Raw genomic sequence first — 21,148 nt, forward strand, 5'->3', positions numbered from 1 at the left:
TAGGAATGGCTTATCTGTATCTCTTTCTGGCTCTGGGATGTACTCATCTACGATGTTGAATAACTCTACAATTTTGTCTCCCCATGGTCCATCTGGATCTTCTAATGCTTTTAATGCTGATCCCCTTACGATTGGAGTATCATCTCCTGGGAATTCATACATGTTTAATAAGTCTCTGATTTCCATTTCTACTAACTCTAATAATTCTTCGTCATCTACCATATCACATTTGTTTAAGAATACTACGATATATGGTACCCCTACCTGTCTAGATAAAAGGATGTGCTCTCTTGTTTGTGGCATTGGACCGTCTGCTGCTGAACATACTAAGATCGCTCCGTCCATTTGAGCTGCTCCTGTGATCATGTTCTTTACATAGTCGGCATGTCCTGGACAGTCTACGTGAGCGTAGTGTCTGTTATCTGTTTCGTACTCAACGTGAGCTGTAGAGATTGTAATACCTCTTTCTTTTTCTTCTGGTGCTTTATCGATTTGATCGAAAGCTACTGCAGAACCATGTCCATATCTCTTGTTTAATGTAATTGTGATTGCTGCTGTTAATGTTGTTTTACCGTGGTCTACGTGTCCAATTGTTCCAACGTTTACGTGGGGCTTATTTCTTTCAAATTTAGCTTTTGCCATTTTATTCTCCTCCTTAATTATAGATGTTTGTCATAGCATCATTAGTAATCTAGATAAAAACCTAGAAAAAAAGTATTTTAAAACCATATCCAAGAACACGACACCGTGTGTGTCGAGAACCTGTTCTACACAACAAAGTCTTAATTATAGGATTTTTAAAAAGACTTCGCAAAATAAACTTAAGTCTACATCATAATTCAGCTTCTTGAATTAGTGCGGACTTTTAATACATAGTTATTATAACCGTCATCCTATAGTTTAGAGGCTTACTATGTATTATTAAAACATTTATAAGGCCTCTTTTATAAGGCCTTATATTTTGTATTGGTATTATGATACCATACTATCGTAGATATTTTACTATGCTTTAGGAAGCTTGTCAATACTAAATTGCATGGTTTTCTTTACTAATCTAAGTCTTTTGCATAAGTATTTCTGACTTCTAAGTACTTTTCTAACTTTCGTTTTACCCTCTGAAGTGCATTATCTATTGATTTAACATGACGATTTAAGTCGCCAGCTATTTCTTGATATGAACGCCCTTGTAGATAAAGCATTAAAACCTTCCATTCGAGGTCACTCAAAATTTCCCCAATTTTACCTTCAATTTGTCCTAGTTCTTCTCGACAAATAATAAGTTCCTCAGGATCTGTTATCTTATGGCCTGATATGACATCTAATAGGGTTCTATCCGACTCTTCATCATATATGGGTTTATTTAAAGATACATAGGAATTTAATGGGATATGTTTTTGCCTCGTTGCAGTCTTTATAGCAGTAATAATTTGCCTCGTTATACATAGTTCGGCAAAGGCTTTAAAGGACGATAGCTTGTCTGATCTAAAATCACGAATAGCCTTGTATAACCCAATCATTCCTTCCTGTACAATATCTTCTCGATCGGCTCCTATTAGAAAATAAGATCTAGCTTTAGCTCTAACAAAGTTACGATATTTTTTAATTATTAGTTCTAGGGCAACAAGATCACCATTTTTGGCATCTTCTACTATCGCCTCATCTGGTATATCCGTATGACTTTCAATAATTTCCCTTTTAGCTATCCCTACACCCACACACATCGCCTCCACCTTTATAAAAATGCCCAAAAATCATGTCTTTATTATAACCCATGGAATTATGTAAAGTCAACAAGGCATTTATAGTTTACGTCTGAATTTTTCAAGTTTTTCTACAACAGACGAGTCAAGGCGATTTGAAAGTACTTCTTTTTTATATTTGTCTTCCTCGGTTTTTTTAGAAATCTTCCCTTTAATATTCTGAAAGTCTAAAATAAGTTCCCTAACTGATATCCGAGTAGCTCCACCTCCTAAAATCATCTGTTGTTCCAACCAGTCATTTGTAGCTACAACAACTCGATTTCGTGGCGTTAGTTCTTGGACCTTTTTTTCGATAAATCCATCAGCTGTTTCCCGTTCTTTGGTAAATACCACCTCGATACCTTTTAGCACTTCACTTTTTCCTCTACTTTTCTTTACCAGATGGGCATCAAATACGATAATTATCTTTATAGCCTTGTAGGATTGGTATTCTGTCATATATTCAATTAACTTGGATCTAGCTTCTTCGAGATCAAGTTGACATAATTCTCTTAATTGTGGCCAAGCATTAATAACATTGTATCCATCTAGTAATAAGTATTCCTTTGTTCTTTTTCCCCCAGCCAATGATGATCACCCTTGGGATCTTTGTCGAAGAACTTCATACATTAATACAGCAGCAGCAACAGAAGCATTAAGAGAGGTTATTTTTCCTATCATAGGAAGTTTTACCAAGAAATCGCACTTTTCCTTAATCAATCTTGACATACCTTCCCCTTCACTACCTATTACAAGAGCTATTGGACCTTTTAGGTTCATTTCGTAATGTTCTTTTTCCCCAGACATATCTGCACCAGTTACCCAGATACCTTGCTTCTTTAATTTATCAATTGTTTGGGCTAAATTAGATACCTTTGCTACGGGAACATATTCAATAGCACCAGCAGAAGTTTTTGCCACGACAGCCGTTAACCCAACTGCCCTACGTTTAGGAATAATAATTCCGTCTACTCCAACTGCATCGGCAGTACGCATAATAGAGCCTAAGTTATGGGGGTCCATAATTTCATCTAATATTAAAATAAAAGCATCTTTACCCTTCTTTTGAGCTGCTTCTAAAATATCTTCTACCGTACTATATTCATGGGCTGCCACCATGGCAATAACCCCTTGATGGTTATCGGATTCAGAAATTTCATTTAGTTTTTGCCTTTCAACTTGCTGAACAGGTATTTTTCGATCTTTAGCCAAGGCGATAATCTTCTTAATGGAACCTTCTGCTGCTCCTTTAGCAACAAATATTTTATCTATTTCTCTTCCAGACTTCAATCCTTCTAAAACAGGATTTCTTCCTTCTAATTTATCATTTGCCATTACACCACATCCTTTATCTTCCTATTACTTCGTTATCATAAGCTCTTAACTTGTTCTATTATATCCCTATATCAAAAAACATTATTCAATATCATTTATCTTTCCACACATAAATGGAATTATCACTTTTTATAAAGAATTATATCATTCATTTTACATTAGTATTAATATTAATGCACCCTTAGCTTTAATATTTGTTAGTTTAGTCTTTTAACTAGTTTTTCAAGATTTTAATTTTACTTTTTTAAATACATGCTACCTTCAACTTAACTATTTAGATAGATTTTTATAAAATTCCCTAACTTCTTGAATTTGACCACAGGCCATTTTCCCCTCAGAACAGTGTCCTTTAACACAGTTAGGCCCACTATATTTAAAAACTGTTGGAGCCACCTTCTGAACCGACTTTAACATTTCTACTGCCAAATTTCTTATTTCCCACTGGGCTCTATTACAACACCTATGATGGAAGAAGTTAAATAGTGCTCTGGCATTCATTGTTACGACAATTTTAGTCTCACTGGCATTAGGTAGTACAAATCTAGCATCTTCAATCGCCTTTTTTTCTGCTAATGAATGGGCTTGTTTTTCACTTTTTCCCTCTTCAAGATAAGCTTTAATATGTTCCGCCATTAACAATTCCACCAATTGGTCGTAGGCCTTTTGTTGCTCCTTCATTGTATGAATATAAAGTTCCTGGGCCGCTGGGATCTTCTTAACCTCAGGCGGTATAACATACTCAAACTGCCCTTCCCTCACATAACGCTGACTTTTTTGGGAATAGCTAGCTCCAATTCTATGACGCACCAGCTGATGGGTTAAGCTACGGGAAACTCCCTCTATTCCAAAGGTAAAGTTAATGTGTTCAAAGGGTGATTCATGGCCTAATTGAGCCAACATATCAATAAATTTAGCAATTTTATCGGCTTGTAGTTCCTCCATTAATCCTTCAATATCACTACTGGAATAACATAGCCTTGCCGCCGAAGCTATGATTTTTTCTGGCTCTGGTGTATGTGTAATTAGTGTTACTTTACAATTTGTCTCCACTACATTTGTCCTCCTTTAATCTGTAAATCTGTAAAGGGTAAGATTGAAAAGAAATAGGCTCTAACCTTTGCAGTATAATCGCCTTCTATTTCTGCTTCCCTCAATCTACCATTTTCGTCTCTATAAGTAATCTTTGTTTCCCCTTCATCCTTGATCTTTTTTACAGATACTACTTTGTATTCTACAATGGGTAGGTTGATATTGAAAAACGTATCCTGATGAGGTGCAACCTCTAAAGCATACTTTTGATACTTTAATGCATCACCCTCCAAGTTCTTAACCGGGTCAAACCATAGAGATTTAGCTATTAATAGTGCTAATAAAAATATAGCCGACACAACCATAATCTTGGCTCGATTATTCATGGCGGGTTACCTCCTTAGCTTTAGGTACACTTCGACCGTTAATTTCAGTATTCATCACCTCTACTGCCCGCTTCATAATTACTATTAGTCTTTCTGTTTGGCCAGTATAAAACAAGTAGCCAATTAGGGTTTCGAACCCAGTAGCATAGCGGTAGTCTGACAAATCTGCATTCTTAGGTACTGTTGCAGATTTTTGGTTTCTCCCTCGTTTTACCATAGTCCATTCATCCTCTGTCAGCTCTTTTTGCAGGGCATGGACAATTGTAGCTTGTGCCTTTGCCTTAACATAGCGGGTGGCCTTTTTATGGAGTTCGTTTACCGAAACATTACTTTCTAAAACTAAGTGGTTACGGATAAAAACCTCAAAAACTGCATCTCCTACATAGGCCAGCACTAAAGGTGCCATCAGCCTTGCTTCTTTTTCTGTTTTTATTGCAGTTGCTTGATTAACGTTATTTAAAAATGATTCCATAGCTTACCTACCTTTTTCTAGTTTAAGATTATTATATGCCATTCTGTCCTCTTTAGCAATTAATCAAGCAGACCCATTCGGGCCTGCCTTTTTAATTGTTTCAGCTTTTCCAAACAGGATCGCCTGTTGAAAAATTTTTAGATTCAAGAAAAAAAGAACATTGGCGGCCGCAGCGTATGCAGCAATACGTAAGGATGCTGATGTTCTGCTGTGACTTAGAAGGTGAGGACTTTTCAACAGGCTGCTAGGCCTTTTTCCACTTCACCCCCTGCGGTGTATCCTCCAACACAATCCCCCTCGCCTTTAGCTCATCCCTTATTTCATCTGCTAGCTTAAAGTTTCGATCTTTTCTTGCCTGTTGCCTTTTTTCAATTAATTCTTCTATTTCTGCTTCTAGAGATGTTTCTTCTGCTTTATTAAGTAAGCCTAATACTCCACTCAGTTCTATCAGCATGTTATAGGCCTTTTGTAAGGCTTCTTTACTAGAGTCTGCTGAGATATTTGAGTTAATATGTCTTACCATTTCAAAAATGACTGAAATACCATCTGCTGTATTAAAATCATCATCCATTGCTTCGATAAAATTCTTTCGGTAAGCAGATAATTCTTCAACCCATTCTTCGCCATTTTTAACACCTTCTTCGGCGGTTGTCATTAAATGGGTAAGGTTATTTTTCGCATTATATAGTCGATCTAAACCATTTTTAGCAGCCTCTACTAAATCTTTACTGAAGTTAACGGGGTTTCTATAGTGGGCTGAGAACATGAAGAAACGAATTACCTCTAAGTCATATTCTTGGGCTATTTCCCTAGGGGTAAAGAAATTATTTAGAGATTTAGACATCTTTTTATTTTCAACATTTAAGTAACCTACATGTACCCAATAATTTGCAAAAGTTTTTCCGCAAGCAGCTTCACTCTGGGCAATTTCATTTTCGTGATGGGGGAACACCAAATCCCCGCCACCTCCATGAATATCTATTGTTTCACCTAAGTATTTTTTTACCATTGCAGAACATTCAATATGCCACCCTGGTCTTCCTTTTCCCCATGGACTTTCCCAACTGGGTTCTCCTTCTTTTGCATTCTTCCATAGGGCAAAATCTAGTGGATTTTGTTTTGCTTCATTTACTTCTATCCTTGCTCCAGATTGTAGGTCTTCTAAGCTTTGTTTTGATAACTTACCATACTCTTTAAATTTTGATACATTAAAGTAGACATCACCATTAACGGCATAGGCAAAGCCTTTATTCTCTAACTCTTTAATAATATCAATAATCTCCTGTATATTCTCAGTTACCTTAGGGTGGATATCCGCCTTAAGAATTCCCAAGCTTTCAGCATCTTTAAAGTATTCTTGAATATATTTCTCGCTTACTTCATGGGCTTCTATATGTTCTTCCTTTGCCTTTTGAATAATTTTATCATCTACATCAGTAAAGTTTTGAACAAAAGTTACTTCATAACCTCTGTATTGAAAATATCTTCTCATGGCATCAAAGGTCATAAAGGTTCTTGCATTCCCTATGTGGAAGTAATTATAAACCGTTGGTCCGCAAGCATACATTTTAATTTTACCTGCTTCAATAGGAATAAATTCTTCTTTTTTTCTTGTCAAGGTGTTATATAGCTTCATCTTAATTGCTCCCTTCTAGTTTTCTAGTCGTTTTTTCTAATTCTAAAATTTTCTTTCTTAATTCGTTAAGTTCATCAAAAACTGGATCTGGTAGTTTTGAATGATCTAAATCGATGGCTGTTGTTTCTACCTTCTTATTATCTTTAATCACAATTCTTCCCGGAACTCCAACTACTGTACAATTTTCTGGGACTTCTTTAAGAACGACTGAACCTGCCCCGATCTTAGAATTATCACCAACCTTAAAGGGTCCCAATACTTTAGCGCCAGAAGAAATTACGACATTGTTCCCTATTGTTGGATGGCGCTTTCCCTTTTCCTTTCCTGTACCACCTAGGGTAGCACCCTGATAAATGGTTACTGAGTCTCCAATTTCTGTGGTTTCTCCAATGACGACTCCCATTCCATGGTCTATAAATAGCTTCCGACCAATTCTTGCACCAGGATGTATTTCAATTCCTGTAAACCATCGGGCTATATTAGAAATTACCCTAGGGATCACCACCCATCCTCGTCTATACAGCCCATGGGATATTCGATGAAAAATGATGGCGTGTAATCCTGGATAACAAAGCAATACCTCTAGGGTAGTTCTTGCAGCTGGGTCCCTTTCAAATATGGCTTGAATATCTTCTTTTATCATTTTGAAGAAGCTCATTTTACTAACCCCCTTACTAATTCTATCAATCCTAAAAACAATAAAGTTTACTTTTATGAACACTCATGCTAATGATAATGATAGTTATATTGTTAAATCATAATTAAAATCACAAAAACTCCGCCTCTAGACTAATCTAGAGACGGAGTTTAGATCCGTGGTTCCACTCTAATTGAATGAATAACATTCCCCTTAAAGGTCGATAACGGGACCATCCGAATTACCCTACTGTATTTCGAGCATTAGCTCCCAGGTGCATTTCAATCTATCTTTTCTTTAGAACCACTCTCAGCCGCTGATGGTCCCTCTCTGGAAATAAGTATAGATTTACTTCTCCTGTTCTTAGCTTTTATAATTATTTTTATAATAAGTGACTCTTTACATATTCTATGCGGGATAGCAAATTCTGTTTCCCTAAAACTTCTATTATTTGATTAATATCTGGTCCGTGGGATTGACCTGTAATAGCTACTCTTATAGGTTTAAACAGTTGTGGTCCCTTTAGTCCAGTTTCTTTTTGGATTTCCTTTAAAGCTTTCTTTCCAAAGGCTGCATCAATTACTTCTGCTTCTTGAATTTTTCCTATGAAGGCATCTAGCAAAGTGTTCATTTGCTCACCTTTAAGAATTTCTGCTGCTTCTTCATCCTCTGGTTTTATTTCCGTTTTAAAGAAGATCCCTACATGGTCTGTCACTTCGGCAATATAAGATAACTTTTCTTTAATAACAGCAATCATTGACTTCAACCAGTCATATCTCTCTTGAGCTTCCACCTCGGTAATAAACCCTGCAGCTACCAAGTGGGGGATTGCTAAATCTAAGATTCTTTCATCGGCACTTTCTTTTATATAGTGGGCATTTACCCAATTTAATTTATTTACATCAAATACCCCACCACTTTTTGATACTCTTTCTAATGAAAATTTCTCTTCTAGTTCTGCCATAGAGAATATTTCTTGATTGTCTTCTGGGCTCCAACCTACTAGAGCGATATAGTTTACCAGGGCTTCTGGTAGATACCCCTTCTTCATAAAGTCTTCTACTGCCACATCCCCTTGTCGCTTACTTAATTTCTTTTTATCAGCATTAAGTATGTTCGGTAAGTGAACATATTGAGGTGCAGGCCAACCAAAGGCTTCATATAAGTAAACATGTTTTGGTGTTGAAATTAACCATTCTTCCCCTCTGATGACATGGGTGATTCCCATTAAATGATCATCAACCACAACAGCAAAATGGTAGGTAGGAAAACCATCGGACTTAATTAAAACTTGATCATCCATATCGGCAGTATTAACGACTACATTACCTCTAACTATGTCACTAAAGGCAATATCCCTATTTTGAGGTAGGTTTAATCTAATAACAAAAGATTCTCCTGCTGCTTTTTTAGCTGCAATTTCTTCAGCTGATAGACTTTTACATAAACCGTCATAACGGGGCATTTCTCCTGCTGCTTTTTGTCCTTCCCTAAGGGCATCTATTCTCTCTTTAGAACAGAAACAATGGTAGGCATGACCACTTTCTAAAAGCGTTTTAATTTTTTCTTGATAAATTTCTAATCTTTGTGACTGAACATAAGGCCCATACTCACCTAATTCTACCGGTTCGCCATCTTTGATAGTAACACCTTCATCGTGGTTTACGCCGGCCCATTCCATTGCCTTAAGCATCCCTTCGATGGCACCCTCTACAAAACGACTTTGGTCGGTATCTTCTATTCTTAAGATATACTTCCCGTCCTTCTTTTTAGCAAATAAATAATTATATAAAGCTGTCCTTAAACTTCCTATATGTACAAAACCCGTTGGACTTGGGGCGAATCTAACCCTAACTGACATAATGAACCTCCTATACATTCCCATAATATTGTATTATCTATTATAACCCATTAACCTTCAACCTTCAAGCAGGGGTTTTTCGAAATATACAATGGCTATCTACCGATCATATTAAATATAGATTCTAGCAACCGCCTGAACATTTCTATAATACGGTCTAGAAGGGACTTTACTTCTTCATTTTGTTTGGCTATTTCCCCCAACTGCTGACCAATACCCTGAAGTTGTTGTCTAATCACATCAGTATTTAAGTTTAACCGACTAATTTGCTCCATTAACTTAGAAATATCTTCTATCTGTTGGGTATTGAGATTAATGTCTAACCGCCCTGCAATTTCTATTACAATTCTCTTAATTTCTTCTGGGTTTTTTACTCCCTTTTCTATAATTTCTTCCTTAACCTCTTTAATCAGTTGAACTGCCCGTTCTTGTCCAATTTCTTCACCTAATTCTCCTGTTTTAACGATCTCTTCATTTGCTATTCTTTTACGATCTTCATTAATAGTCTCTCCCCGCATCTCTTCAAAGGCTTTTAATATCCCTGTTAGGGCTGCTGTACCGGAAACATTAAAGGGAGCAGCAGCAATAATTCGAGCATCGGTTACCCCTGCTGTGGCCAGTGCATTTTGAAACATTTCTGCCGTTACCCAAGTAATATTATAGGTCTCCACATTAATCCCTTCTCCTCTACTAAGGTTTTCTACATAGGCTGAAGAAATTGATCTTGTGCCAATTTGTGCCTCTGTCGCAATCCCCTTTAAGTAGTTCCGTTCTTCTTCATTGGTTACTACCAATACTTTTATATTTCCTTCTGTTACCCCAAATAGATTGAGCATTTCTTCTCTTTGCTGTTGGTTTAGATCGTTTCCCAATGTAACAACTATATTTTCCTGTCCATAGGCTAAAGAATTAATGGATATAAGATATACAATTATGATGAATAGTAATTTATATTTATTTAGCTGTCTAGTCTTCATTTATACTACCTCCATCCTATTTTTTCTATTTTGCCACAAGAAAATGATGTTATACTTCTAGCTTTTTAATGTTTGAAAAAATAAAAAACACAACTAAAAAAGAATGGAAATATACTTTAGTTAGCATATTTCCATTCTTAATTTATCTTTAATTATCGTATCTTAGTTATAATCTTAATGCCAGAATCCACTAATCTTTTTGAGAAATCTAGGGATCTAGATACCCTTAACTACTAATTTGAACAACAAAGTCTTCCTTCTGTAGATTCAAAAGGTTGAGTTTAAAAGAAGAAACTAAGCAACTTACACGATGTAACTATTTAAATTGCTTATCTGCTTATTTTCAACCTCATTACATAAAGTTCTTTTATATTAAAATAATAAGACAGGAACTTTCCTATTCTTTAGTATAAAGGCTTCCTACGATTAATATTCTACTGTGCTATTTACAACAATATTGATTAATACGCCTTTGCAAAGTAGGCCATCTTAGATGCTGGCTTACCACAGAAGGGGCAAGTGTCTCCTAATTTTTCTTGTTCAAAAGGAATACATCTAACAGTTACGCCTGTTTCAGCTTTAATTTGGTCTTCGCATTCTCTTTCTTCACACCACATTGCTTTAACAAAACCAGGTCTGTTATCCATAACTTCCTTCAGCTCATCTAGACTCTTAACATAGTAGGTCTTCTCATCCCTCATTTGTTTTGCCTTTAGTAGCAGGTTATTTTGAATATCTTGTAGCCATTTCTCAACGGTTTCACTTAAGTTTTCCATTGAAACCGCTTCCTTCTCTAGGGTATCTCTTCTAAATAACATAACTTGGTTGTTTTCAATATCCTTTGGACCCATTTCAATTCTCAATGGTACACCCTTCATTTCCCATTCGTTAAACTTCCAACCTGGCGAATAGTTTTCACGGTCATCTAACTCTACCCTTAAGTTCTTTCTAAGCTCTGAATAAAGTTCTGTAGTTTTTTCTATTACGCCACCCTTATGACTGGCAATTGGTACAATTACAACCTGTGTTGGCGCAACCTTTGGAGGTAAAACTAGACCACGATTATCACCATGAACCATGATAATACCACCTATTAGTCTCGTCGATACTCCCCAAGAAGTATGATATGGATGCTTTAGCTCTCCGTCTCTATCTAAGTAAGTAATATCAAAGGCAGTTGTAAAATGTTGAGCTAAGTTATGGGATGTTCCTGCTTGAAGGGCTTTACCATCATGCATTAGCGCCTCCATGGTGTAGGTTGCATGGGCTCCCGCAAACTTTTCCTTTTCTGATTTTTGTCCAATTACTACTGGAATAGCCAATGCTTCTTCTGCCATTTCTCTGTAGATTTCTAACATTTGTAGCGTTTCTTCTTGAGATTCCTCATAAGTTTCATGTAAAGTATGTCCTTCTTGCCATAAAAACTCTGATGTTCTTAAGAAAGGTCTAGTACTCTTTTCCCAACGAACTACACTACACCATTGATTATATAGGAATGGTAGGTCTCGATAAGACTTTAACCATTTTGAGTACATTTCACAAATAATTGTTTCTGAAGTGGGTCTAACACATAGTCTTTCTGCTAATTCATCTTGACCTCCGTGGGTTACCCAAGCTACTTCTGGCGCAAATCCTTCAACGTGTTCTGCTTCCTTTTTTAATAAACTCTCTGGAATTAATAAAGGGAAATAGCAGTTTTTGTGCCCTGTTTCTTTAAATCTTCTGTCTAAATGCTGCTGAATATTTTCCCAGACGGCATATCCATAGGGTTTTATTACCATAAACCCCTTTACAGGTGAATAATCCACCATATCTGTTTTAAGAATTACGTCAGTATACCATTGGGCAAAATCTACTTCCATTTGAGTAATTTCACTTACAAATTGTTTATCTTTTTTTCCCATACTACATTCTCCTTTCAATCTATGCCTTTTACTTTATCATTTGAGGAAATTAAATAACTTTGCGGTCAAACTGTTATTTACTTAACTGAGAAGTTCTTATTGACGTTATTACTAGTAAATTCAATTAGCATTCATTCAATTTCCTAATCTATAAAAATCATAGGTGTCTATTATGTTCTTTTAACTTATGAAACTACTTAGCCTATGTTTTTAGAAATAAAAAATAAAAAATCCCGCCTCTAAAAACTTAGAGACGAGATATTAGTTCCCGCGGTACCACTCTACTTAATCCATACAATAGATTCACTTAAGGACATAACGGTGTCCACCGACAATGATCTTCCTTCGATCAGTAGCTCAAGGACGGGTTCAAAAAACTAGCTTAAAAATCTTCCAGCCAAGGATTTTCTCTCTAAAAAGCATCACTTTTTTACTATTTCCTATCTTCGCCTTTTAATATTCTTTTTTAATAGCATATCTAAAAGTCTTGAAAATGTCAACTTTTATTAATCGATAATAATTAAAATAACTATAACGATATTTAGAGAACTACATATTTAATCTTAGATCTATGTTATGCAAAAATCCTATATAAATTCATGTTTTACTATTATACAATTTTCTTAATATCTGATTTATTGTATTTTTATTTGTTTTACTTATATCTATTTTACTTTTATCTATTTTACTTTTATCTGTTTTACTTTAATTACTTTACTTAAAAGTAGCTAAAATTTAAATGAGGAAATTGCATAATACATAAATCTGAATTTATATTCGTTTTATGCAAAGGTGAAAGCTGAGTCGTGCATTGTGAAATGAGTAATTTCCTTGATAAAATAATCTATTACTCATTGAACACTAAACAGCGAAGTTTTCATTTTGCATTCATATAAATTTAATATTAATTATGCAATTTCCTAAATGAGATTTATTCAATGGTTCTAAACTTGGCTACTTAAAGTATAGTATATCCTTAAGATCTAAAAATAACCGATTCTTTGCTGAACATATATTTTGTGAAGGCTAAAGATAACACCACCAACAATAGGGACATGGAGAAAGTAATTAGTATATGTAGGGGATTAATAATATCAACTAGTACCTCCTTCATTAAAAGTACTGCGTTAAGTAGCGGTATAAAAAACAACCTAGTAGATAAACTTCTTAAATCCATAAACATCGTTAAGTAGGCAGGTACCATTAAAACAATAGTAATTGGACTTAAATAGGTTCCAGCTTCTTTGTATGATTTAGCAAACATACTGATCGTCAACATTACCCCACTTAACATCATTGCCATTAGAAGAGATATTCCCACCAATATTAGAATAGAGAGGGGGGAAATTCTCAAACCCATTGGCACCATATCAGGTGTAATTTTTGAAGCTGCAACTAGCCCAGCTATAGAAGTAATTACCCCCACAACAGAAGCTAATAAAATTGTAAGGTACTTACCTATTAAAATTGACATTCTATCGGCTCCCGTTGACAAAAGGGGCTCTAAAGACAACCTTTCCTTCTCACCTGCACCAAGGTCAATCGCTGCTGGCATCCCACCTACAACTGGATAGAGCATTAATAGGAAGGGCAATAAAAAGGTTATAATCATCAGTGTGTCTCCACCACCTTTAGATTCTTGACCTTCTGGCACATAGGCCTGTCTCGTCACCCAAGTAGGTTGTAAAATTTCTGGCCTAATACCCAATTCTGCTAATCTAGCTACCATAATTTCTTCACTATAGGCCCTTACTGCCATTTCCACCATTGACGAAGCCATAGCAGATTCTGTACTAATTTCATCATACATCAAGGTAACTTCTGCTGGGATTTGATTATTAATTTTTTCTTCAAAGTCTTGATCTAAAACTAATATAGCCTTAACTTCACCCTGTTCTAAAGACATGTAGGGGTCAGACGGGTTTAGGACAATAATCCCTTCGGTAGTATTGATATAATCAATTATATCTGCATCTTGACCATTACTTACAATAGCAATGGGTATATCCATTTGCAAATTGTTTTCCATCTTTGCTCTACCCATTCCCATTAGATAGAACATTAATGGAAAAATTAAAACAGGGATCAAAACTCCCGCAAGCCAAGTCCGCTTATCCCTCAAAATGTCCCTTAACTCTTTTTTGAATACAATAGATATATGCTTATAGTTCATTTTGCTCACCTACCAATTCTAAGAATAAATCTTCCATACCTTTATCATACTTTTCTTTAAGCTCTTGTAAGTAGCCTGTCTCCACTATTTTTCCTTTATTGATAATAGCAACTCGATCACATAACTTCTCTACCTCCGACATGGTGTGGCTAGAGAATATTACCGTCTTGCCTTCTTCTTTACAAGTTTCAATAAACTGTTGTATAATCCTTGCTCCCCCCACGTCTAGACCCGAAGTAGGTTCATCAAAAAGCATAATATCAGGGTTATGAATTATTGATCTTGCAATGGCAACTTTTTGCTTCATCCCCTTTGAAAACTTCCCTGCTCTACGATCAATATACTCCTCCATATTAAGTACCTTCACTAAGTAGTCAATTCTGTCTTTTATCTCACTGGGGCTCATATCATTTAATTCCCCATAATAGGCAATATTCTCTCTTGCTGTTAATCGATCATAAATACCACTTTCACCACCAAATAAAATCCCTATATTTTTACGAATTTCTTGGGGGGACTCATTGACATTTTTACCGTCTAAAATTACTGTACCTCCATCTGGCTTTAGCATAGTTGCTAAAATCCTAAGGGTGGTTGTTTTCCCTGCGCCATTTTCACCTAATAGTCCTAAGACCTCCCCCTTTGCCACATGTAGGTCAATACCCTTTAGAGCCTCAATATCTTTAAATGATTTTTTCAATCCTTTAACCTCAATCATACCTTCATCTCTCCCTCCTAGTTTATAATGTAAGAAAATTGCATAATACCTTCACAATGGATTGATATTGATTTTGTTGCATAAATCACAGGAAAGTTTCTTTATTAAATCCCTCATTAAGCACTAAAAAGGGATTTTTCATTTTTGTATTTAATATAAATCGAAAGTCTGAATCTAGAATTTTTATGCAATTTACTTATATTTATTTTATGATACTAACAATTGCTTCAGCAGCAATTCCTTTCCCTTTACCTGTAAAGCCCAATCCTTCTGTAGTTGTAGCCTTTACATTTACATCTTCAACTGCTACCTTCATTGCCTCGGCAATATTTTCCCTCATCTGTTCTATATAGGGGGCCATTTTAGGCTTCTCTGCTATAATGGTGGCATCTAAATTATTAATTCTATAACCCTTATCTTCCAACATCGCTACTACTACCTCTAATAGTTTTAAGCTATCCACATCTTTATATTTTTCATCTGTATCTGGAAAATGTTTTCCAATATCCCCTAAGGCAGCTGCCCCCAATAATGCATCCTTTATGGCATGGAGCAATACATCGGCATCTGAGTGTCCCAGTAACCCCTTATCGTAGGGGATTTCCACACCTCCTAATATTAGTTTTCTTCCCTCCACTAAACGGTGAACATCATAACCCATCCCTACTCTAAACATTCCTTTTCCTCCCGTTTCTTTAGAATCGCCTCTGCCATTAACAAATCATCTGGTGTTGTTAGTTTAATATTTTCATAACTTCCCATAATTACCTTTACTGGATGACCAGCTTTTTCTAATAGGGAGGCATCATCAGTAATGCTTTCATCGCAATTTATCTCTTCATAAGCCCTTCTAACAAGGCTATACTTAAAGGTCTGGGGTGTTTGGATGGCCCATAGGTTTTCCCTTTGGGGAGTCTCCATAACCTGCGATTGTTGATTAATCAACTTAATGGTATCCTTCACAGGTACTCCAACAATTACTGCTCCCTCCACCTTTGCTTCTTTAATTGTATTTATAATGATCTCTTGAGAGATGAAGGGCCTTGCCCCATCATGAATCACCACAACATTGCAGTCATCCTGAGCCTCCACGATCCCCTTGTAGACGGAATCAAAACGTTCTTTGCCCCCCTCAATTACTGAAACGATCTTATTAAGTTCATATTTCTGTTGTATGTTCTCTTTACAATATTCAACTTCTCCTTGTGCCACTACCACGATAATCTCATCTATGTCAGGACAGTCTTGAAACACCTCCAGGGTATAGGCTAATACTGGCTTATCTCTTAATAAAATGTACTGTTTGTTGCCTTCGGCCCCCATCCTTTTCCCTTTACCCGCAGCAACTATAATTGCCTTGTTTTTACCTATTTTATTCATACATTCACCTCTTATTTGGACACTTAGCTTAACTTGTATATTCTATCTTTTCAATTATATTAGCTAATACCATTTTTTACAAGTGCTTATTTTATCTATAAAAAATCCAATTATTAAGCAAAGCCTTCATTAAAGATATTAATCTTACTATAGAATTGAATAAGGGGTAGGTATTTTATCAAATACTTACCCCTTATTATAAGACCTTAATTACTATTCTATTTTTCTTTCCAAAAGAAAATTATATCGCCGACATTATTTTGATATAGGGTATAAACTACGCCATTACATTCAATATCGTAACTGCGCTTCCTCTCAGTAAATTTATCAAATAAGCCTTGATGGGTAGAGGGAAATCCCTTTGTAACAGCTATAGCTGCCGCAACTTCCAACTGGTCTAGGTCTGGATCACCTCCTATAAAGATGTAATGTTCCTTTTCTCCCCTTAGACTGTAATACATATCATAAAATGTTCTACCATCCTTATAAAAATATTCTATTTCATTTTCTATCTTTACTGTATAACCCTTTTGTTGTAATACTTCCTCTAAAGCTATTTTGGGGGCGTCAGATTCAAAAGGTTTGCATTTGGAAGGAGGCGATGTAATATGTGCCACCTTATTTTGATTGTCCCAATGAACCTTAGCATCTGTCGCTTCTGCAATAAATCTTAGGGGTACCATTGTTCTGCCATTAACAATTTGTGCTGGAACATCTAAAGTTACTTCCGTATCATAGGAAAAGTTTGATGCAATAGAAGAAACTATAGCTTTATTACTTCCTATTGTTAATTCTATCCTTACATCATTTTTTTCTCCCACAACTTTTCTATGTTGTGGGTCCCATGTTACATTTAAGTCTAAGCCCTCGAAGACTGGTCGAAATTCGACTACTGTCCGATTATTAATAATTTGTGGTCTAGCTGACTCCACCAGTTGTTGATCTATTAATACCAGAGGAGTTGAGGCAAATGCATTCGTACTGTTGGTTGATACCAAGAGTAATAAAACTAATGATGTATTTACTAATAACTTTTTCATCATAAATACCCCCTATTATTTGCATTATGTAATTTTGGGCCAACGCTTAAAAATATCTTCTTAATCAGTATAATCGTTTTTAATATTATCTTCAATATAAGTAATTAAAGTGTAATTTAACCAATAAATTACATAAATTCCATTAAGATTGACGCTATTATATTATTTGGAATCAAGTTAAATTTCTAAAAGACTAACTTCCCCAATATGGAAAAGAACCCTCTTAATGTGACTCTAAGAGGGTTCTTCTTATCTAAGCTGATTTATCTACCATCGATTTAGGTTTTGCAAAAATCATTCTACCGGCAGCAGTCTGTAGAACACTGGTTACTAAGACGTCTATATTCTTTCCAATAAACTTTTTACCTGAATCAACAACAATCATTGTGCCATCATCTAAATAAGCCAAGCCTTGACCAGATTCCTTTCCATCTTTAACTACCTGTACCAGCATCTCTTCTCCTGGAAGAACAATTGGTTTTACAGCATTGGCCAGTTCATTAATATTAAGGACAGGAACTCCTTGGAATTCTGCAACTTTATTTAAGTTATAATCATTAGTAAGAACTTTTCCTTCTAAAAGTTGAGCTAGCTTTAAAAGTTTCGTATCTACTTCAGAAAGATCATCAAAGTCTTTACTATGGATCTTTACTTCTATGTCTAACTCCTTTTGGATTTTATTAAGGATGTCCAACCCTCTTCTTCCACGATTTCTTTTTAGAGCATCAGAAGAGTCGGCAATATGTCTCAATTCTTCTAAAACAAACTCTGGAATAATGAGGGGCCCTTCAACAAAACCTGTCTTGCAAATATCTGCAATTCTACCGTCAATTATAACACTTGTATCTAATATTTTGGGAGATACTTTTGTTTCCTTTTTCCCACTTTTATCTTTAGACCAATTTTTCTTAAAGATAGATTGTAATCCTACAATTTCATCTGTCTTTCTAGTTGCAATCTTGACACCAAGATATGCCATAAAAAGATGTAATCCCAACTGAATGATTATTCCAACTACAGGAATAGGTAAATCATTAAATGCTTGACTTATTATATAGGCAATAACTAAACCAACAATTAAACCTATAGAACCTAACACAATATTAATGATGGGGACATTCGCTAACTCTTTCTCAATCCAATTGGCTAACTCTTTTCCTTGTTTAATAATCCATGGTGCAATAATAAAAAGTATCCCTCCACTTAACAAAGCAGAAATTATAATTCCAGTAATATAAGTGACTAAATTATTTTGTAATCCCCATTCTAACCCTAATCCATTTATGATTGAGAGAAACAAGGCTACTCCAAGTAAAGACCCTAAAACTGCTAAACTAATTCTTATTATTCTATAGATCATTGAACCACCTCCTATCCATCATTATTACCACATTTTCTCTTTTAAAATCACTTCATCATCTTTTTTTATAAGATATTTAATTTTATTCTATTTTTTTTTGAAAAACAAATAATACTACTCTACTCTGTAATAGACTCTTCAATCAATACTGCTACTTCCTCTGCCGATAAATCTCCAGCCAAAATGATTTCACTCATTAAAATTTGCCTTGCATTATTTAATATTTTTCTTTCGCCAGTAGAAAGAGCTTTTTCTCGATCCCTTAATACTAAATTACGGACTACTTCTGCCACTTCAAAGATATCTCCACTTTTGATACGATCCATGTTGGCTCTATACCTTCGATTCCAGTTTTGAGGCATTTTGGTTTCATTGGCCTCTAACACACCAATGACATTTTCAACTTCTTCCTTTGTGATTACAGGGCGAATACCAACTCCATCTATGCTATCAATAGGAATCATTACCTTCATATCATCTAAGGGTATACGCAGAATATAATACTTTCTAGTTGTGCCTAAAATCTCCTTCTCTTCTATCGCCTCAATTATACCTGCCCCATGCATAGGATATACAATCCTATCACCTATATTATACATAAGCAAACCTCCTCGAAAGGCAAATTTAACTACATTTTGACTAAATATAGTATACAACAGAAACCCTCAGATGTCAAATAAAAATTACATTTTATCACATCCATATATACTTGTCAATTATTTTTTATTATTGTTAAATTATGTTTTTTCATATTGAGACTTCCTTCCAATTGACAAATGAAAGATTAGCCACTTATAATAATATTAAGTCAAAAAAAATTAGTTAAAAGGCTGAATAATAAACCCAAGGAGTGACCTTTTATATGAAAAAATTTCCAATAGATGATTTTCAAGAAGTAGTTGATGATGTTTTAGTTCGTCATCGTAGTATATTAGATATTTTAACAAAACTACAAGAAAGTACAGGTAAGATTAATCGTGCCGTTGCTAAATCTGCTACATACTGCGGATGCATTAAAATTCATGGAGAAAAACAAGAAGTTCCTATGGATGCTTCCTATTCCCAACTAAAGAAATATATGAGCAACCACGTACAGGGTGAATTATGTGATATTTGTAAAGAAAAGGTTGAACATGAATTAGCCTCAAATTTCTTTTATTTAACTGCCCTTTGTAATGTTTTCAACATTAATATTGAAGATATGTTGAGCAATTATAACGAACAGTTGAAAGCTTTAGGTAAGTATGGGTTACTTTAATCCTAAGTATGGATTATTCTAATCCTATGTTTAATTGCATTACAATTAGTAGCAAAATTTCCTTACATCATGTTATAGAAGTTAAAAAAACCTTAGTAAGTAATTTTTAAAAAATTAAAAGGATCGAGATAACCCTTCGATCCTTTTTTGCTAAACTTATATTTGTCTACCCATCATAACTTGCTCTTGTAATCTCGTTAATCCTTCTTTAATTGCCCTTGCTCTAATTTCCCCTATTCCTTCCACTTCATCTAATTTCTCAATAGAAGCCTTTAGGATATGTTGAAACTCTCCAAATTGATTAACAAGATTATCAATAACCACTAAAGGTAGACGAGGTATTTTATTTAATATCCTATATCCCTTCGATGCAGCATAATTATCTAATGCAGCACCATTGGTTTCATAACCTAGTATTTTAGCAAAATTAGAAAGATCTAATAATTCTTCTGATGTCAAACTTTTAATTTCTTTTAAAATTTCTCTAGAATCTAAGTCTTTATTTAAGTTGTAATCTTCAATGACATGTATTCCATCCTCTACCACATTGGCTACTAGTTCCTCCAACTGCATACTAATTAGCCGACCTTCATTACCTAACTCACAAATAAATTTCTCAATTTCAGTAACAATCCGCATTACCATTTCAGTTCTTTGCAAGACAATTGCTACATCATAAATTGTTACTAAATCTTCATATTCCAATGCACTAAGATGATTCATCCCCTGATTTAGAACAACCTTATATTTCTCTAGGGTTTGTATAGCCTGATTAGCCTTGGTTAAAATTCTACCTGTATCCTGTACAATATATTTATTATAGCCATAATATAAAGAAATAATATTCCTTCTTTGGGATATAGATATAACTACTTCTCCGGTTTCTTTAGCTACCCGCTCTGCAATACGATGACGAATTCCTGTTTCAGAAGAATGAATTGACGGGTTTGGAATTAGCTGGGCATTAGCATAAAGAATTTTTTTAACTTCATGATTCAGAATAATTGCACCATCCATTTTAGCCAATTCATAAACATAGGCAGGGGTAAAGTCTACATTTATTGCAAATCCACCATCTACTATATCCATCACAGCTGGACTATCACCTATTACGATTAATGCCCCCATTTTTCCCTTAAGTATATTCTCTAAGCCTTCCCTTAAAGGGGTTCCAGGGGATAGCATCTTAATTGTATCTAATAATTGTTTTTGCTTTTTCTCTTCTTCCTTCAATTGCAGCTAC

General features: G+C 35.1%; 21 protein-coding genes and 2 other annotated features. Of the genes, 1 reads left to right on the plus strand and 20 read right to left on the minus strand.

What is annotated here, in order from left to right:
• The 19 genes from T335_RS0114075 to T335_RS0114170 all read right to left on the minus strand — a co-directional run.
• A partial coding sequence (locus T335_RS0114075; protein WP_026478113.1) for a GTP-binding protein occupies positions 1-642 on the minus strand: 642 nt, incomplete at its 3' end.
• Positions 643-1,049: 407 nt separating this feature from the next.
• Positions 1,050-1,721: an RNA polymerase sporulation sigma factor SigH gene (sigH, locus tag T335_RS0114080; RefSeq protein WP_034328602.1), complete on the minus strand. Its 672-nt coding sequence runs from the start codon at positions 1,719-1,721 to the stop codon at positions 1,050-1,052.
• A gap of 78 nt (positions 1,722-1,799) precedes the next feature.
• Positions 1,800-2,327, minus strand: coding sequence for an NYN domain-containing protein (locus T335_RS0114085; RefSeq protein WP_026478115.1), 528 nt, complete (start codon positions 2,325-2,327; stop codon positions 1,800-1,802).
• A gap of 6 nt (positions 2,328-2,333) precedes the next feature.
• Positions 2,334-3,074 (minus strand): 23S rRNA (guanosine(2251)-2'-O)-methyltransferase RlmB, encoded by a 741-nt coding sequence (rlmB, locus tag T335_RS0114090; protein WP_026478116.1) that lies wholly within the window; start codon positions 3,072-3,074, stop codon positions 2,334-2,336.
• A 270-nt stretch (positions 3,075-3,344) separates the two neighbouring features.
• On the minus strand, positions 3,345-4,124 hold the full coding sequence (gene thyX, locus T335_RS0114095; protein ID WP_026478117.1) for an FAD-dependent thymidylate synthase: 780 nt from the start codon (positions 4,122-4,124) through the stop codon (positions 3,345-3,347).
• Entirely contained in the window at positions 4,124-4,489 is a 366-nt protein-coding gene (locus T335_RS0114100; RefSeq protein ID WP_026478118.1) for a hypothetical protein, read from the minus strand. Before T335_RS0114100 ends, thyX begins: the two co-directional genes overlap by 1 nt.
• Positions 4,482-4,961: a Mini-ribonuclease 3 gene (locus T335_RS20850; protein ID WP_051569334.1), complete on the minus strand. Its 480-nt coding sequence runs from the start codon at positions 4,959-4,961 to the stop codon at positions 4,482-4,484. The genes T335_RS0114100 and T335_RS20850 overlap by 8 nt, the downstream gene beginning before the upstream one ends.
• Positions 4,962-5,205: 244 nt before the next feature.
• Complete coding sequence (gene cysS, locus T335_RS0114115; protein WP_026478119.1) at positions 5,206-6,597, minus strand: cysteine--tRNA ligase; 1,392 nt, start codon at positions 6,595-6,597, stop codon at positions 5,206-5,208.
• 1 nt (position 6,598) lies between these two features.
• On the minus strand, positions 6,599-7,255 hold the full coding sequence (gene cysE / locus T335_RS0114120; RefSeq protein WP_026478120.1) for a serine O-acetyltransferase: 657 nt from the start codon (positions 7,253-7,255) through the stop codon (positions 6,599-6,601).
• 135 nt (positions 7,256-7,390) lie between these two features.
• Positions 7,391-7,608: a binding site (T-box leader), on the minus strand.
• Between the two features lie 8 nt (positions 7,609-7,616).
• Entirely contained in the window at positions 7,617-9,095 is a 1,479-nt protein-coding gene (gene gltX / locus T335_RS0114125; protein WP_026478121.1) for a glutamate--tRNA ligase, read from the minus strand.
• A 95-nt stretch (positions 9,096-9,190) separates the two neighbouring features.
• Positions 9,191-10,072 carry a DUF1002 domain-containing protein gene (locus T335_RS0114130; protein WP_034328604.1) on the minus strand — a complete coding sequence of 294 codons (882 nt, stop codon included), beginning with the start codon at positions 10,070-10,072 and terminating at the stop codon, positions 9,191-9,193.
• A gap of 461 nt (positions 10,073-10,533) precedes the next feature.
• Complete coding sequence (gene proS / locus T335_RS0114135) at positions 10,534-11,976, minus strand: proline--tRNA ligase (protein ID WP_026478123.1); 1,443 nt, start codon at positions 11,974-11,976, stop codon at positions 10,534-10,536.
• A gap of 246 nt (positions 11,977-12,222) precedes the next feature.
• Positions 12,223-12,432 (minus strand) — a binding site (T-box leader).
• A 520-nt stretch (positions 12,433-12,952) separates the two neighbouring features.
• A complete protein-coding gene (locus T335_RS0114140; RefSeq protein WP_026478124.1) occupies positions 12,953-14,149 on the minus strand; it encodes an ABC transporter permease in 1,197 nt (398 codons plus the stop codon).
• A complete protein-coding gene (locus T335_RS0114145) occupies positions 14,139-14,867 on the minus strand; it encodes an ABC transporter ATP-binding protein (RefSeq protein WP_026478125.1) in 729 nt (242 codons plus the stop codon). The genes T335_RS0114140 and T335_RS0114145 overlap by 11 nt, the downstream gene beginning before the upstream one ends.
• A gap of 202 nt (positions 14,868-15,069) precedes the next feature.
• The gene (gene ispF, locus T335_RS0114150) at positions 15,070-15,543 is read right to left on the minus strand and encodes a 2-C-methyl-D-erythritol 2,4-cyclodiphosphate synthase (protein ID WP_026478126.1); all 474 of its coding nucleotides are present in this window, start codon (positions 15,541-15,543) and stop codon (positions 15,070-15,072) included.
• Entirely contained in the window at positions 15,531-16,247 is a 717-nt protein-coding gene (ispD, locus tag T335_RS0114155; protein WP_026478127.1) for a 2-C-methyl-D-erythritol 4-phosphate cytidylyltransferase, read from the minus strand. Before ispD ends, ispF begins: the two co-directional genes overlap by 13 nt.
• Positions 16,248-16,465: 218 nt before the next feature.
• Positions 16,466-17,287, minus strand: coding sequence for a copper amine oxidase N-terminal domain-containing protein (locus T335_RS21730; RefSeq protein ID WP_051569335.1), 822 nt, complete (start codon positions 17,285-17,287; stop codon positions 16,466-16,468).
• 253 nt (positions 17,288-17,540) lie between these two features.
• Complete coding sequence (locus T335_RS0114165; RefSeq protein ID WP_026478128.1) at positions 17,541-18,647, minus strand: PIN/TRAM domain-containing protein; 1,107 nt, start codon at positions 18,645-18,647, stop codon at positions 17,541-17,543.
• 119 nt (positions 18,648-18,766) lie between these two features.
• A complete protein-coding gene (locus T335_RS0114170; RefSeq protein WP_026478129.1) occupies positions 18,767-19,246 on the minus strand; it encodes a CarD family transcriptional regulator in 480 nt (159 codons plus the stop codon).
• A 263-nt stretch (positions 19,247-19,509) separates the two neighbouring features.
• Between T335_RS0114170 and T335_RS0114175 the strand changes: the two genes are divergently transcribed.
• On the plus strand, positions 19,510-19,905 hold the full coding sequence (locus T335_RS0114175) for a hypothetical protein (RefSeq protein ID WP_026478130.1): 396 nt from the start codon (positions 19,510-19,512) through the stop codon (positions 19,903-19,905).
• A 156-nt stretch (positions 19,906-20,061) separates the two neighbouring features.
• On the opposite strand, the gene disA is transcribed toward T335_RS0114175, so the two are convergent.
• Positions 20,062-21,138 (minus strand): DNA integrity scanning diadenylate cyclase DisA, encoded by a 1,077-nt coding sequence (gene disA, locus T335_RS0114180; protein WP_026478131.1) that lies wholly within the window; start codon positions 21,136-21,138, stop codon positions 20,062-20,064.
• Positions 21,139-21,148 lie beyond the last annotated feature (10 nt).

Source organism: Alkaliphilus transvaalensis ATCC 700919 (assembly GCF_000621485.1).
Lineage (GTDB): Bacteria > Bacillota > Clostridia > Peptostreptococcales > Natronincolaceae > Alkaliphilus > Alkaliphilus transvaalensis.

Coding starts and splice junctions, on each gene's coding strand:
- T335_RS0114170 (WP_026478129.1), bottom strand. CDS start 19,246: ATGTATAATATAGGTGATAGGATTGTATATCCTATGCATGGGGCAGGT.
- T335_RS0114140 (WP_026478124.1), bottom strand. CDS start 14,149: ATGAACTATAAGCATATATCTATTGTATTCAAAAAAGAGTTAAGGGAC.
- T335_RS21730 (WP_051569335.1), bottom strand. CDS start 17,287: ATGAAAAAGTTATTAGTAAATACATCATTAGTTTTATTACTCTTGGTA.
- cysE (WP_026478120.1), bottom strand. CDS start 7,255: ATGAGCTTCTTCAAAATGATAAAAGAAGATATTCAAGCCATATTTGAA.
- T335_RS0114130 (WP_034328604.1), bottom strand. CDS start 10,072: ATGAAGACTAGACAGCTAAATAAATATAAATTACTATTCATCATAATT.
- ispF (WP_026478126.1), bottom strand. CDS start 15,543: ATGTTTAGAGTAGGGATGGGTTATGATGTTCACCGTTTAGTGGAGGGA.
- T335_RS0114145 (WP_026478125.1), bottom strand. CDS start 14,867: ATGATTGAGGTTAAAGGATTGAAAAAATCATTTAAAGATATTGAGGCT.
- rlmB (WP_026478116.1), bottom strand. CDS start 3,074: ATGGCAAATGATAAATTAGAAGGAAGAAATCCTGTTTTAGAAGGATTG.
- cysS (WP_026478119.1), bottom strand. CDS start 6,597: ATGAAGCTATATAACACCTTGACAAGAAAAAAAGAAGAATTTATTCCT.
- T335_RS20850 (WP_051569334.1), bottom strand. CDS start 4,961: ATGGAATCATTTTTAAATAACGTTAATCAAGCAACTGCAATAAAAACA.
- T335_RS0114165 (WP_026478128.1), bottom strand. CDS start 18,647: ATGATCTATAGAATAATAAGAATTAGTTTAGCAGTTTTAGGGTCTTTA.
- T335_RS0114100 (WP_026478118.1), bottom strand. CDS start 4,489: ATGAATAATCGAGCCAAGATTATGGTTGTGTCGGCTATATTTTTATTA.
- ispD (WP_026478127.1), bottom strand. CDS start 16,247: ATGAATAAAATAGGTAAAAACAAGGCAATTATAGTTGCTGCGGGTAAA.
- proS (WP_026478123.1), bottom strand. CDS start 11,976: ATGGGAAAAAAAGATAAACAATTTGTAAGTGAAATTACTCAAATGGAA.
- T335_RS0114175 (WP_026478130.1), top strand. CDS start 19,510: ATGAAAAAATTTCCAATAGATGATTTTCAAGAAGTAGTTGATGATGTT.
- gltX (WP_026478121.1), bottom strand. CDS start 9,095: ATGTCAGTTAGGGTTAGATTCGCCCCAAGTCCAACGGGTTTTGTACAT.
- sigH (WP_034328602.1), bottom strand. CDS start 1,721: ATGTGTGTGGGTGTAGGGATAGCTAAAAGGGAAATTATTGAAAGTCAT.